Origin of the sequence: Allobosea sp. (assembly GCF_051860145.1) — a bacterium.
Lineage (GTDB): Bacteria > Pseudomonadota > Alphaproteobacteria > Rhizobiales > Beijerinckiaceae > Allobosea.
The window spans coordinates 155,200-168,988 of record NZ_JBHYEM010000009.1 but is presented as its reverse complement, the minus strand read 5'-3'; the positions used below and the strand labels follow the sequence as shown (position 1 = coordinate 168,988).

Sequence of the window (13,789 nt, the reverse complement as noted above, 5' to 3'; positions counted from 1 at the left end):
GATGGCGCGCGCCATCGTCATCGTGCTCGACTCCGTCGGCTGCGGCGGGGCCGAGGACGCGGCCGCCTATGGCGATGCGGGCGCCGACACGCTCGGCCACATCGCGAAAGCTTGCGCGACCGGCAAGGGCAATCGTGCCGGCCTGCGGCAGGGGCCGCTGCGTATCCCCAACCTCGCCCGGCTCGGCCTCGCCGATGCCTGCGAAGCCTCGACCGGCAGGCCCCTGGCCGGCGTGCCGAAGCCGGCCGCGCCGCAGGGCCAGTACGGCTACGGCGTCGAGATCAGCCAGGGCAAGGACACCCCGTCAGGGCATTGGGAGATCGCGGGCTGCCCGGTGCCATTCAAATGGGGCTATTTCACCGCGCTGGAGAACTCGTTCCCGCCCGATCTGGTCGAGGCGATCATTCGCGAGGGTGCATTGCCCGGCATCCTCGGCAACAAGCACGCTTCCGGCACGGCGATCATCGACGAGCTGGCGCAGGAGCATATCCGGACCGGCAAGCCGATCTGCTACACCTCGGTCGATTCCGTCCTCCAGATCGCGGCGCATGAGGAGCATTTCGGCCTGGAGCGGCTTTATGAGCTCTGCCGCAAGACGCGTCTCCTGGTCGACCCGCTGAAGATCGGCCGGGTGATCGCGCGCCCCTTTATCGGCACGTCCGGGACCGGTTTCACGCGCACGGCCAACCGCAAGGATTTCTCAATTCCCCCGCCCGACGAGACGCTCCTCGACCGGCTCGCCGCTCGAGGTCGCGCCATCGTCACCGTCGGCAAGATCGGCGACATCTTCGCCCATCGCGCCACCGGCGAGGAGATCAAGCCGTTCGGCAATGCGGCGATGTTCGAGGCGGCGCTGGCTGCGCTCGAACGGTTGCCGGATGGCGGCTTCTGCTTCGCCAATCTCGTCGATTTCGACACCGAGTTCGGCCACCGCCGCGACGTGCCGGGCTATGCCGCCGCGCTGGAGGCTTTCGACGCGATGCTGCCGCGGCTCGAGGCGCGGTTGAAGCCCGGCGATCTCGCGGTGATCACCGCCGACCATGGCAACGACCCGACCTGGAAAGGCACCGACCACACCCGCGAGCATGTGCCGATCCTGGCCTTCGGGCCCGGTGTCCCGGGTGGCCCGATCGGCCGGAGGCAAAGCTTCTCCGACATTGCCGCGACCGCCGGGCGATGGCTCGATCTCGGTCAGGTCGGCCCGGGTCGCGCCTGGTAGGCGCGGCTGACGCGTCAGGCCGCGGCGACCTTGCCGCAGAATGCCGCGACGTCCTGACGGATGCCCTGGGCCTGGGTGGCGAGCGCGTCCGCCGCCTCCTGCAGATGCTCGGCCGCGTCATGAGTGCGGACGGTCATGCCCTCGAAATTGCCGACAACCCCGGCGCTGCGGCGCGCGCCTTCGAAGGACAGCTGGACCTGGCGGGCGATTTCCGCGGTCGCGCGATCCTGCTGATGGACGGCGACCGCGATCGCCTCGGCGACCTGCTCGACATCGGCCACCGCGACGACGATGTCACGAATGGCGCGCAGCGAGCGCTGCGAGGCGACCTGCATCGCGCCGATCTGGCCCGAGACCTCGTCCGTCGCACGCGCGGTCTGCGCAGAAAGCGTCTTCACCTCGCTGGCCACGACCGCGAAGCCCCGGCCCATCTCGCCGGCGCGCGCCGCCTCGATCGTGGCGTTGAGCGCGAGCATGCTGGTCTGCGCCGCGATGCCGCGAATGATCTCGACCACGGCGCCGACATTCTCGCTGCTGCGGGCGAGTTCCTCGATCTCGCTGCTGGCGCGGCGCGCGAGGTCGGCGGCGCTCTTGGCGCCATCGGCCGATTGCGTCACGTTGCGGCCGATTTCACCGATCGACGCCGCGAGCTCGCCGCTGGCGACGGCAAGCTGATCGATGCCGCGCGTCGTCGCTTCGGCAGCCTCGGAAATCACGCCCATTTGCTGGCGCGCCTGGTCCGAGGTTCCGGTCAGCTCGCGCGAGCCGCCCTGCATGGCCTCGGCCGAGCGATCGAGCACCGCCATGGCCCCTTCCATCTGGGTGCGGAACCCGGTGACGATCTCGCGCAAAGCCTCGGCCCGCAAGCCCAGTTCGCCGGCCTGCTGCTTTTCGCGCTCGCCGGCCAGCCGCTCGCGCTCGGCGATCTCGTTGGCGCGCCGCAAGCTGTCCTCGTTCATGGCGAACATGCGCCCGAGGATCACGGCGAGAACGGCCAGGAACGCGGTCTCGATCACCACGATCACGGCGTGCAGCAGCACGCGCCAGATATTGCCGCCCTGGTAGAACACCGCCGAAGGCAGGGCATATTGCAACACGAGATGGTGCATGGCCGTCAGCGCCGCGCCCATCATGATCGGCCGCCAGTCGCAGAAGCCGGCGAGCAGCGCCAGCACCGCGAAATAATACATATGCGTGTCGGGCTGCCAGGGATGGCCAGCGAAGCTGTAGACCAGCATCGAGACCTGGCCGATCAACACGATGGCGATGACGAGCTGCGTGACGATGGCGACGCCGAAACGCGCGTAGATCAGCCAGGCACCGGCCGCCAGCAGGAAGGCGAACGAAGCCGGGAGAAAGACCTCCCCGCCTCTGAACCAGTTGCTCAACCCCAGAAGCGGCACATGAAGGAAGGCGAGCCCGAGCAGGAAGCGGGCGACCCCCACGCGGATATCCGTCAGCGTCCAGGTCATCGCGCTGTGTCCTCGGGCGCGCCGGCATCGAGACAGCCGGAAAGCCCCTGCAATGTCAGCATCAACAAGGCGCCGCGTGGGCGCGGCGGCGCGGCCTGCGCATCGGCGTCGGCGGCAATGATCACGATGAACGGCGAGATGCCGCCACGCAGGACCCGATGACCGGCCTCCAGGCTCCTCGCTACCGCATCCCGGCCGGGGGTCCATGGCGGGAAGATGATCGCGAGAGCCTGCGCTGTCGGTCTTCCCTGGGGGAGGCTGAAGAGCGCCGCGACGCTGACGGCCACGAGCGCCAGCAGGACGATGAGGCCATCGCGCCCTGCCATGCCGCCGCCATCTCGCGCCGGAACCTTGATCAAGCCTCCTGGCTGCATGGCGAACGGTCTCTCCGACTCTGCCCGGTGAGATTTCACCGCGCGGTGCCGTGCCACCGCTCCGGTAAATTTTCACCTAATATTCACGACACTAAAATGCCTGATCTGTTTCGATGACCTCGTTTACCTTTCGTAAGATATTCAGGAGCACACTCATAGGTAGTATCTTACATCTCAGGGAGACGCGCCATGCGCATAGTCACCCGCTTGATACGAGATAACGATGCTGCCAGCGCGGTCGAGTTTGCTTTCGTCGCGCCAGTTCTCTTGCTGATGACCTTTGGCATCATCGGTTACGGTTATGTGCTCGGCGTTTATCACGGCGTCCAGCAGATCGCGGCGGAAGCAGCGCGCGCCTCTGTTTCCGGCCTCAATGACAGCGAGCGAGCCCGGATCGCCCGGGATTTCGTAACGGCGAACATCACGTCCTACGCCTTTATCGACCCGGCCAGGATCAAGGTCACGACCAGGTCCGGCAACGCGCCGCAACAGACCTTTGAAGTAACCGTCGCCTACGACATGTCCGGCTCATTGTTCGATAGCCTCAGCATACTCGCCCCGCTGCCACAACCTATGATTGAGCGACGCGCGGTGATCCAGCGTGGCGGATACTGAAAAATACTGATCGTCGTCCTTAACGGAGGCCATCATGATCCGATCTCTTCGCAGCTTTTCGAGCGACCAGCGCGGCGGAGCGACTCTGCTGTTCGCCGTGTCCGTCGTCGTCCTGTTCGGCTTCGGCGCCATGGCCGTCGATGTCGGCAGCTTCTTCTATCAGAAGCGCCGCCAGCAGACCGCCAACGACCTCGCCGCGCTCGCCGCCGCCAGCGACCTGCCAAAAGCACGCGCCGCTGCGCAGGCGAGCGCCGGAGCCAACGGCTTCAACGCCGGCAATGTCGGGACGGTGCAGCTCGGCACCTATACGCCCGATCCGGCCTTGCCGCCGGATGACCGCTTCCGGCCCGGCACGTCGGCCAGCGCCAACGCGGTCAGGGTCGAGATGCGCGCCGTCACCCCGATGTTTCTCGGGCGCGTGCTCGCCGCTTCGGCCGCCTCCGAGCCGCGCCCGGCACAGACCGCGATGACAAGCATCGAGGCCGGCGAGGTGCCGATCGGAACACGCGCGATCGCCGTGCAGGATGCCCAGGCCTCCTTCGCGATCGGTTCGCGGCTGCTCCGGCTCGAGGGCGGTGTCCTCAACGGGCTGCTCGGCGGCCTGCTCGGCGGCAGCCTGTCGCTGTCGGTGATGGATTACGAGGCGCTGGCCCGCGCCCGCATCGACCTGTTCACCTTCTCGAAGCACCTGGCGACGCGCGCCAATCTCTCCGCCGCCAGCTTCGACGACGTGCTGCAGGCCAATGTCCGGCTCGGCGACGTGCTGGCTGCGACGCGGGATGCGGCGCGCGAACACGGCACGAGCAGCACCGCCGCCAACAACGCCTTGTCGCAGATCGCGACGGCGCAGGCGGGGGCGACGAAATCCGTCGACCTGAGGTCGCTCGTGTCGTTCGGCGCCTTCGGCGAAAGGCCGCTTTCGGGACCGAACCCGCTGGCGGTCTCGCTCAGCGCGCTCGACATGGTGTCGGCGCTGGCGCAGATCTCCAACGGGTCGCGCCAGGTCGATGTCGGGCTCGCGCTCAACATTCCGGGCCTTGCGGCAGTCTCGCTGAAGCTCGGCATCGGCGAGCGCCCGGTCGGGACGAGCCTCGTGAGCGTCGGCCGGGCCGGCGCGAGCGTGCACACGGCGCAGACGCGCCTCCTGCTGACGCTCGATCTCGTCGGCTCGGGACAGGCCTCGCTGGTGCGCCTGCCGCTCTATCTCGAGCTGGCTGCGGCAACCGCCCGCCTCACCGGCATCCAGTGCAATCCCGGCGACGTCTCGACCTCGCGCGTCACGCTCGGCGTCACGCCCGCCCTGATCGACGCCTGGATCGGCCAGGTCTCGAACGCCGAGTTCAACAATTTCCGCAGCGCGCCCAACCCGCCCTCGGCCGTCCTGCTCAACGTCGCGGGCCTCGCCAAGGTCAGCGGCCGCGCCCACGCGACCATGACCAATCTCGCGGCAACCCCGGTGAGCTTCACCTACCCGGAAATCCTGCGGGCGGACAAAAGGACGACCTCGACCCAGAACTTCACCGCGACCCTGCTCTCCCGGCTGGTCGGCGATCTCGACCTCAAGGTCGAGGCCCTGGGGCTCGGCCTGCCGCTACCCGGACTTGGCGGGCTGGTCAGCGGCGTCATTGGCGGCGCGGCGACACCGATCGACCAGGTGCTCAACGCCGTGCTCGGCACGCTCGGCATCGGGCTCGGCCAGGCCGACAGCTGGGTCAGCGGCGTGCGCTGCGGCGGCGCGGTGCTGGTGCGCTGAACCGCCCGCTCACGGCTTCAAGCGCGCCTTGATCCGCCGCATCAGGCCGTCGCGCACCTCGCGATAAGCATCGAGCATCTGCTCGCGCGAGCCCTGGGTCGCGGTCGGATCCGCCGTCGGCCAGTATTCGACATCGGCGGCGAGCGTCCGGGTCAGCTCGAGCGCCTTGTGATGGGCCTCGGGCGAGAGCGAGATGATGAGGTCGAAATTCAGGCCCTCCCATTCCTCCAGCTCCTCGATCGATTTCGGCTTGTGCTTGTGGGCGTCGATGCCGATCTCGTCGAGGACCGCGATGGCGAAGGGATCGACCTCGCCCCTGCGGGCGCCGGCCGACTGGACATAGATCGAGCGGCCGAAGAAATGCTTGGCCATCGCCTCCGCCATCGGCGAGCGCACGGCGTTATGCGCGCACATGAAGAGCACGCTGTGGACCTTGCGCGGGGGCGCCTCCTCCACCCGGCCTAGCCCTTCCAGTGCAAGGCGTAGATCAGGGTGAAGAGCCGGCGTGCTGTGTCATGGTCGATCTCGACCTTGCCGGCCAGGCGCTCGACCAGGATGCCGGCGGCCTCGTCATGCAGCCCGCGCCGGCCCATGTCGATCGCCTCGATCTGCGCCGGCGTCGAGGTGCGGATGGCGGCGTAATAGCTCTCGCAGACCAGCGCATAATCCTTGATCAGGCGCTTCAGCGGCGTCAGCGACACATGATGGGTGACGACGACGGCGCCGTCGGCGTCCTTGATCTCGAAGACGAGCCGGCGCTCGACCAGCGCCAGATGCGCGAGATAGGGCCCGCCATCGTGACCCGCCAGCGCGAAGCGGTTGCGCTCGACCAGGTCATAGACCGCGACGGCGCGCTCGTGCTCCTGGTCCGGCGAGCCGCGCCCCAGCGAGGTTTCGTCGAAGGTCACCCCCACCAGGCATTGGCTTTCGGACATGCAGCCTCCGATCGCAGGGCGTGCGGGACTCAGCGATTGAGCCTGATCGTCACGGATCGTCCATGCGCCTGCAAGCCCTCGGCCTCGGCCAATTGCGTCGCCGCCGGCGCCAGGGCCCGCAAGCCCTCGACGCCGCATTTGAGGATCGAGGTCCGCTTCATGAAATCGGCGACACCGAGACCGGACGAGAAGCGCGCCGAACGCGCCGTCGGCAGGACGTGGTTGGGGCCGCCGACATAATCGCCGATCGCCTCCGGCGTATAGCCGCCGAGGAAGATCGCGCCGGCATTGCGGATCCTGCCGGCAAGCCGCTCGGGATCGACCGTGATGATCTCGAGATGCTCGGGTGCCAGCCGATCGACCAATGGAATGGCGCGCTCGAGGTCCGCGACCAGCAGGATCGCGCCATAGTCGTCCCAGCTCCTGCCGGCGATGGCGGCGCGCGGCAGCGTCGCGAGCTGCGCGAGGACAGCCTTCTCGACCTCGGCCGCCAGCGCAGCATCGTCGGTCAGCAGGATCGATTGCGCGGATTCGTCATGCTCGGCCTGGGCCAATAGGTCGGCCGCGATCCAGTCGGGATTGGCGCTGGCATCGGCGATCACCAGCACCTCCGACGGGCCGGCGATCATGTCGATGCCGACCTGGCCGAAGACCCGGCGCTTGGCGGCCGCCACATAGGCATTGCCCGGGCCGACGATCTTCGCGACCGGCGCGATGGTCTGCGTGCCATAGGCGAGCGCCGCCACCGCCTGCGCGCCGCCGATGCGGTAGACCTCGTCGACACCGGCGAGGCGCGCGGCCGCGAGCACGAGCGGATTGGTCTCGCCACGCGGCGTCGGCGCCACCATGACGACGCGGTCGACGCCGGCGACCTTGGCCGGGACGGCGTTCATCAGGACCGAGGACGGATAGCTCGCGGTGCCGCCCGGCACATAGAGCCCGACAGCCTCGATCGCGCTCCAGCGCCAGCCGCTGCCGATGCCGAGCTCATCCTCGCTCCAGGAATCCTGCGGCTTCAGGCGCAAATGATAGGTCTCGATCCGGGCGCGCGCCGTTTCCAGCGCTGCGAGCAGATCGGCGGAGCAGGCCGCGACGGCCGCGTCGATCTCGGCCTCGCTGACCCGCAGCCTGGCCGGCGTCAGGGTAAGCTTGTCGAAACGGGCGGTGTAGTCGGTGACCGCCCTGTCACCCTGCGCGCGGACATCGGCGATGATCTCGGCCGCGACCCTGTCGACATCCTCCGAGACCTCGCGCTTGGTCGTCAGCAGCGCGGCGAAGGCCTGCTCGAAACCCGGGTCTCGCTGATCGAGCCTGATCGGCATCACGTATCCTGGAGCTGGAAGAGGGTTCAGGCGCCGTCGGGATGATCCGGCGTCGCCACCGCTTCCCAGATCGGGCCGAGGTCCTTCATCTGGGCCTCGATGCATTCGACGCTGAGCCGGATGGCCGCGCCTTCCGAGAAATGCAGCGTGATCTCGCCGGCCGGGCTCTCGCCTTCCGTGAAGGTGATCGCAAGCAGGTTGAGGACGGCGCCGGCCGCGGCTGGGTCGATCTTCGTGCTGCGCGCCTGGACGACGCGCTCGAAATGCAGGGCGGCGAGGCGGCGGCGCTTGTGCCCGTCCTGCACGCCCTCCCAGTCGAAGCGCCGCGCCGCCAGCGCGAAGCGCCGCTCGGCGGGACGATAGGCCACATCGCCGACATGCAGGACCGCATCCTGCAAATGAGCGGAGATGATCGCGATATCCTCCGCGTCGAGCGCGATCAGCTTGAGCGGGTCTGCGGCGTCGTCGGACATCGGCCTGTTCTGGCGAGCCGACCGGGCGCCGTCAACCGCTGATCCGCTCCACCTGCGCGCCGCAGCGCGTCAGTTTCGCTTCCAGCGCCTCGAAACCGCGATCGAGGTGATAGACGCGGTTGATCATGGTGTCGCCTTCGGCCGCCAGCCCGCCGATGACGAGCGAGACCGAAGCGCGCAGATCCGTCGCCATCACCGGCGCGCCGGTGAGCTTGCCGACGCCCTCGACATAGGCGACATCGCCGTCGAGCCGGATCCGGGCGCCGAGGCGCACCAGCTCCTGGACATGCATGAAACGGTTCTCGAAAATCGTCTCGCGGATGCGCGAGGTGCCCTTGGCCCGCGTCATCAGCGCCATGAGCTGGGCCTGGAGGTCGGTCGGGAAGCCCGGGAACGGGTCGGTATCGACATCGACCGCCGTCAGCGCGGCGCCGTTGCGGCGCACGCGAATGCCCTCATTGGTCGCGGCGATGTCGACGCCGGCCTCGACGAGGACGTCGAGCGCCGATTGCAGCAGGTCGGCGCGAGCGCCTTCGAGCAGGACATCGCCGCCCGTCATCGCCACCGCCATGGCATAGGTGCCGGTCTCGATCCGGTCGGGCAGGACCGCGTGATGAGCGCCGCCGAGGCGGGAGACGCCGGTGACGACGATCCGCGAGGTGCCGGCGCCCTCGATCTTGGCGCCCATCTTGCTCAGGCAGGCGGCGAGATCGGTCACTTCCGGCTCGCGCGCGGCATTCTCGATCACCGTCGTGCCGTTCGCCAGCACTGCGGCCATCAGCGCAGTATGGGTGCCGCCCACCGTGACCTTCGGAAACACGATCTCGGCGCCTTGCAGCCCCTTGGGCGCGCGCGCCAGGGCATAGCCGTTCTCGATGACGATCTCGGCCCCGAGCTTCTCAAGCGCCATCAGCAGGAGATCGACCGGCCGCGTGCCGATCGCGCAGCCGCCCGGTAGCGAAACCTTCGCCTCGCCCATCCGCGCCAGGATCGGCGCGATGACCCAGAAGCTGGCGCGCATGGTCGAGACGAGCTCGTAGGGCGCGCAGGTATCGACGATCTGGCGCGCGGTGAGCGAGATGGTCTGGCCGGTTTCGGCCGACTGGCCGATGCGCTTGCCTGCGACCGAGCGATCGACGCCGTGGTTCGAGAGGATGCGCGACAGCGCGGTCACGTCCGAGAGGCGCGGGACATTGACCAGCGTCAGGGTCTCATCGGTGAGCAAGCTCGCGATCATCAGCGGCAGGGCCGCATTCTTCGCGCCCGAGATCGGGATCGTGCCGTTGAGGCGCTGGCCACCGGTGATGCGGATGCGGTCCATCTGGATGTCCTGCTGGAAGCGGCGGCAAGGCGACTGCGCGGCGCGGGAAGGTGGGGTCAGGACCGGGGAGTGTCGGCCTGGGCTGGCGGTGCCGGTTCCTGCCCGTCCGCCTCGTCCGCCCGGCGAGCGCGCGCCTGCGCCTTGCGGCGTTTCAGGTTCTCGCGCAGGGCGGCGGCGAGGCGCGCCCTCTTCTCGTCATCTGCGGTTGGTTGGCGGCTCAAGGCATCAACTCGGCAATGGGCGGTTCAACGCTCGGATCGCGGCGAAATAGCGGCGCATGATCAGCGTGGTTAGCGTCACGCGACGGCTTGAACAAGTTTTCCGCGCGCGACAATCGCCGGCCACGGCTCCGGAGCGTCTTGCGCGCGACGCCGCCCCGGCCTGCGATTTCGCCTGGCGTGCCGCGCGAAATCGGCCTCCGTCAAAATATATCACGATCCTCGCCGTCGTCTCCGCGCCGGGACGAAATTGTGCCGCGTTGGGGCGGCAGCGCTGGCCGCTCCAAAGCAAAGCCCAAATCACCGGACCGGGACGACTTCGCCTGCTGCGCGAAAATCCCGGCCGATATCGCGTTTTTGGACGCGAGCGAACCATTCCCGGCCCGATTCGCACCCCGCCTGAACCAGCCATCCCCGCGGGCACAGGGCTTGCAATTCGCCGGAGGCTCGCACCGCCGCATGCCCTGGGCGTTTCTTGCCTGGGATATGAGCGGGAGCCAGCAGCGCCACGCTGTCAACCAAGGTAGCAGCGACAAAACTTAATGAAATTAACCATTTCGATGGGTTGGCGTTTACAGTTCATTAACTTCGCCTACCCTGTGCGGGCGTTCCACGGTGTGACACGACGGGATTTGCGGCATGCTCCAGGCCTTCACTTCACACACCCAGTCCACTCCCGCGGCGCCGTTGGAATGCTGCGAGGTCATCGACGCGCTGCGCCACAAGGCCGGGTTCCTGCCCGAGGTGCAGCTGGCCTATGAGGCCGAGATCAAGACGCTGTGGGTGACGATCAAGCCGGAGCTGAAGCCGGTCTTCACGCTTCAGCTGCTCGACAGCCTCGGCAAGATCCAGAAGGCGATCCACGCGCTCTGGGGGGCGCCGGACCAGTATCACGGCGCACCGGTGCGCTTCCTCGCCTTCCGCGGAACCGGGCCGTTCTTCACGCTCGGCGGCGATCTCGACTTCTATCTCGACTGCCTGGCCAAGAACGACCGCGCCGCACTGGCCGAATATGCCCGGCTCTCGATCGAGGGCGCGGTGTGGAACGCGAGCGGGCTCAACGGCCTGGTGATCACGCTCTCGACCATCCACGCCAAGGCGATCGGCGGCGGCATCGACGCGCCGCGCTCGTGCAACATCATGATCGCCGAGGAGCAGGCGTCATTCGTCTACCCCGAGATCAAGTTCAACCATTTCCCGATCACCGCGGTCGCGGTCCTGTCGCGCCGGATGGGGCCGCGCGCCGCCGAGCGCATGCTGCTCTCCGGCGAGGAGATGAGCGCCGCCGCATTCATGGAGGCCGGCGGGCTCGAGGCGGTGGTTCCGACCGGGACCGGCGAGGACTGGATCCGCAAATATGCCAGCGATTCCCTGCCGACTCACGCGGCCAGGACCGCGCTGTTCTCGGCCTTCAACCGCCGCGCCGGCGACCTGCGGGACGAGCTCGAGCATCTCGGCCAGATCTGGACCGACTGCATGCTCCGCCTCAACCCCAGCGCCATCTCGAAACTGCAGCGCATCGCCCAGACCCAGGACCGGATGCTGGCGCGGGTCTACCAGCGCCCTTCCAACCCTGCGTTGCAAAGCGCGAAGGCCCTCTGACCGCGCTACCCGGCTCACGAAACATTTACCTGTTCCGCCTAAGGGTTTAACCGGCGCGGACTCGGGCGAACGACACGCCTTCCCGCGCCTGAGGCCTTCGCAGGGCGGGAATGGATGGCGGGTGCTTTCAAAGGGCTTCTGAACGGCAGACCGGGCGAAGTCCGCGAGGAGTTCGACCTGCCGGGCTATCGCTTGCTCGTCAGCTCGCTGTTCTCGTCGCCCGGATCGATCATTCCCGGCGGAATCGCCGGCATCCTGACGCCCTTTCTGTGCTGGGTCGCGACCGATGCCAGCATTTTCCTGACCCTGACGCTGCTGGTGACGCTGGTCGTCGTGCTCAGGTTCATGACCGTCGTCACCTATCGCAGGCGCGACCATTCCGATGACAGCTTCGCCGAGACGCGGCGCTGGGACCGCGAGTATTTCCTCGGCGCGACGGTGTTCAGCGCCGTGCTCGGCTACAGCTGCTATATCGCGCTGACGCAAACCGACGATCCGGCGGCGCATATCACCTCGGTCGCCTCGACCATCGCGCTGGCGTCAGGCTACGTCTCCCGCAATGCCGGCCGGCCGAAATTCGTGGCGGTGCAGCTCCTGACCTTCTGCGTGCCGATGGCCATCGGCCTGGTCCAGGCCAACAACGTCTATTACCATTACATCGGCTATTTCGCGTTCCTGTATGTGGCCGCGAACATCGCGATCACCAATTCGCTGCATCGCAACCTGCTCGCGCTGAGCGAAGCGACCAAGCAGTCGAAGGGTCTGGCCTCGGCGCTGCATTCGCAGAACCTGACGCTCGATGCGGCCCTGAACACGATGATCCACGGCCTCGCCATGTATGACCGCAGCCTGAAGCTCGCGGTCTGCAACACGCCCCACCGCACGCTCTACGGCATTCCCGACACGCTCGCCCTGCCCGGGACGCCGCTGACGGCGATCGCGCGCTTCCTGATCGAGCGGCAGGTCATCGGCGCCGACCAGGTCCGCGACGTGAGGGGCGCGCTCGGCGAGGTGCAGCAGTCGCAGCTGGCCGTGAGCCGCGAGCTCCAGACCCGCGGCGGCCGCCTGCTCGTCGTCACCATCGCGCCGGCCGCCGAGGGCGGCGTGCTGATGCTGACCGAGGACGCGACCGAGCGAAAGGCGACGGAGGCCCGGATCGAGCGGATGGCCCGCTTCGACGAATTGACCGGGCTCGCCAACCGCTTCGAGTTCAACACCCAGTTGGCAGGGGCCTTCCGCAAGCTGGAGCGGACCGGCGAGGCCTTCGCGCTGCTCTATGTCGATCTCGACGGCTTCAAGCAGGTCAATGACAGCCTCGGGCACGATATCGGCGACCGCGTCCTGGCCGAGACGGCGAGCAGGCTGCGCGGCGCCATCCGCGGCGGCGACCTGCTGGCGCGCTTCGGCGGCGACGAGTTTGTCCTGATCCTGCCCTCGGCGAACCACGCCATCGTCACCACCATCGCCCAGCGCATGATCGACGCGATGGCGCGGGCTTTCCAGATCGACACCAAGACGGTCTATGTCACCGCCAGCGTCGGCATCGCGATGGCGCCGCACGACGCCGCCAACCCGGCCGACCTGCTGCGCCATGCCGATACGGCGCTCTACAAGGCGAAGGCGGCGGGGCGGAACACGCTCACCTTCTTCAATCCGACCATGGCCGAGGAGATGCTCGACCGGCACGAGATCGAGATCGACCTGCGCAAGGCCTGCGAGGACCGGACGCTGGAGCTCTACTACCAGCCGATCATCGATCTGAAGACGCAGGAGATCGTCACCCGCGAGGCGCTGATGCGCTGGCGCCACCCGACCCGGGGCATGGTGCCGCCCGGCGTCTTCATCCCGATCGCCGAGCAATCCGGGCTGATCGCCGCCATGGGCGACTGGGCGATCCGGCAGGCCTGCAAGGATGCGGCGGCCTGGCCGAGCGAGATCGGCGTCTCGGTCAATATCTCGCCGCTCCAGTTCCGCGAGCCGCGCCGCATCGTCGAGACGGTCAAGGACGCGCTCATCACCTCCGGCCTCGGCTCGCAGCGCCTGACGCTGGAGGTCACGGAATCGCTGCTGATCGAGGACAACAAGGGCACGCTCTCGGTCATCCACGACCTGCGCGCGCTCGGCGTCAAATTCGCGCTCGACGATTTCGGCACCGGCTATTCCTCGCTCGGCTATCTCTCGACCTACCCGTTCGCCCAGGTGAAGATCGACCAGAGCTTCACCCGCGACGTGCATGCCAACGAAGCCTCGAAGGCGATCATCGAGGCCGTCTGCCAGCTCGCCCGCCGGCTTTCGATGAATGTCGTGGTCGAGGGGATCGAGACCGAGCAGCAGCGCATCGCCGTGCAACTGCTCGGCGCGCACCGGGCGCAGGGCTATTTCTTCGGCAAGCCCGAGCCGGTCTCCAGCTTCTCGCCCGACAAGGGGCGCAACGTCGCCTGACCCTGCCGGATCGCAGGCGCTCACGAGGTGGTGACCTTGCGAT

The 13,789-nt window shown here is 67.8% G+C and carries 13 protein-coding genes; 5 read left to right on the top strand and 8 right to left on the bottom strand.

What is annotated here, in order from left to right:
* Position 1 precedes the first annotated feature (1 nt).
* On the top strand, positions 2–1,219 hold the full coding sequence (locus ACTIF2_RS16735) for a phosphopentomutase (RefSeq protein ID WP_439498223.1): 1,218 nt from the start codon (positions 2–4) through the stop codon (positions 1,217–1,219).
* Positions 1,220–1,233: 14 nt separating this feature from the next.
* Here ACTIF2_RS16735 and ACTIF2_RS16730 read toward each other — a convergent pair whose 3' ends face one another.
* Positions 1,234–2,691: a methyl-accepting chemotaxis protein gene (locus ACTIF2_RS16730; protein ID WP_439498222.1), complete on the bottom strand. Its 1,458-nt coding sequence runs from the start codon at positions 2,689–2,691 to the stop codon at positions 1,234–1,236.
* Positions 2,688–3,050 carry a hypothetical protein gene (locus ACTIF2_RS16725; protein ID WP_439498221.1) on the bottom strand — a complete coding sequence of 121 codons (363 nt, stop codon included), beginning with the start codon at positions 3,048–3,050 and terminating at the stop codon, positions 2,688–2,690. The genes ACTIF2_RS16730 and ACTIF2_RS16725 overlap by 4 nt, the downstream gene beginning before the upstream one ends.
* A gap of 204 nt (positions 3,051–3,254) precedes the next feature.
* Between ACTIF2_RS16725 and ACTIF2_RS16720 the strand changes: the two genes are divergently transcribed.
* A complete protein-coding gene (locus ACTIF2_RS16720; protein ID WP_439498220.1) occupies positions 3,255–3,680 on the top strand; it encodes a TadE/TadG family type IV pilus assembly protein in 426 nt (141 codons plus the stop codon).
* A 34-nt stretch (positions 3,681–3,714) separates the two neighbouring features.
* Positions 3,715–5,433, top strand: a complete 1,719-nt coding sequence (locus tag ACTIF2_RS16715) for a pilus assembly protein TadG-related protein (RefSeq protein ID WP_439498219.1) — start codon at positions 3,715–3,717, stop codon at positions 5,431–5,433.
* A 9-nt stretch (positions 5,434–5,442) separates the two neighbouring features.
* Here the strand turns inward: ACTIF2_RS16715 and ACTIF2_RS16710 are convergent, their stop codons facing one another.
* The 6 genes from ACTIF2_RS16710 to ACTIF2_RS16685 are packed head-to-tail and all read right to left on the bottom strand — an operon-like array spanning position 5,443 to position 9,705.
* Positions 5,443–5,847, bottom strand: a complete 405-nt coding sequence (locus ACTIF2_RS16710) for an arsenate reductase ArsC (protein WP_439498252.1) — start codon at positions 5,845–5,847, stop codon at positions 5,443–5,445.
* Positions 5,848–5,894: 47 nt separating this feature from the next.
* Positions 5,895–6,368, bottom strand: a complete 474-nt coding sequence (locus ACTIF2_RS16705; protein WP_439498218.1) for a UPF0262 family protein — start codon at positions 6,366–6,368, stop codon at positions 5,895–5,897.
* Between the two features lie 29 nt (positions 6,369–6,397).
* Entirely contained in the window at positions 6,398–7,690 is a 1,293-nt protein-coding gene (gene hisD, locus ACTIF2_RS16700) for a histidinol dehydrogenase (protein WP_439498217.1), read from the bottom strand.
* A gap of 26 nt (positions 7,691–7,716) precedes the next feature.
* Entirely contained in the window at positions 7,717–8,163 is a 447-nt protein-coding gene (locus ACTIF2_RS16695) for a DUF2948 family protein (protein WP_439498216.1), read from the bottom strand.
* 31 nt (positions 8,164–8,194) lie between these two features.
* The gene (murA, locus tag ACTIF2_RS16690; RefSeq protein WP_439498215.1) at positions 8,195–9,484 is read right to left on the bottom strand and encodes a UDP-N-acetylglucosamine 1-carboxyvinyltransferase; all 1,290 of its coding nucleotides are present in this window, start codon (positions 9,482–9,484) and stop codon (positions 8,195–8,197) included.
* A 56-nt stretch (positions 9,485–9,540) separates the two neighbouring features.
* Positions 9,541–9,705 carry a hypothetical protein gene (locus tag ACTIF2_RS16685; protein ID WP_439498214.1) on the bottom strand — a complete coding sequence of 55 codons (165 nt, stop codon included), beginning with the start codon at positions 9,703–9,705 and terminating at the stop codon, positions 9,541–9,543.
* Between the two features lie 636 nt (positions 9,706–10,341).
* Between ACTIF2_RS16685 and ACTIF2_RS16680 the strand changes: the two genes are divergently transcribed.
* Together ACTIF2_RS16680 and ACTIF2_RS16675 are read left to right on the top strand one after the other, a co-directional pair.
* Positions 10,342–11,304, top strand: coding sequence for an enoyl-CoA hydratase-related protein (locus ACTIF2_RS16680; RefSeq protein WP_439498213.1), 963 nt, complete (start codon positions 10,342–10,344; stop codon positions 11,302–11,304).
* Positions 11,305–11,418: 114 nt separating this feature from the next.
* The gene (locus tag ACTIF2_RS16675) at positions 11,419–13,746 is read left to right on the top strand and encodes a putative bifunctional diguanylate cyclase/phosphodiesterase (protein WP_439498212.1); all 2,328 of its coding nucleotides are present in this window, start codon (positions 11,419–11,421) and stop codon (positions 13,744–13,746) included.
* Positions 13,747–13,789 lie beyond the last annotated feature (43 nt).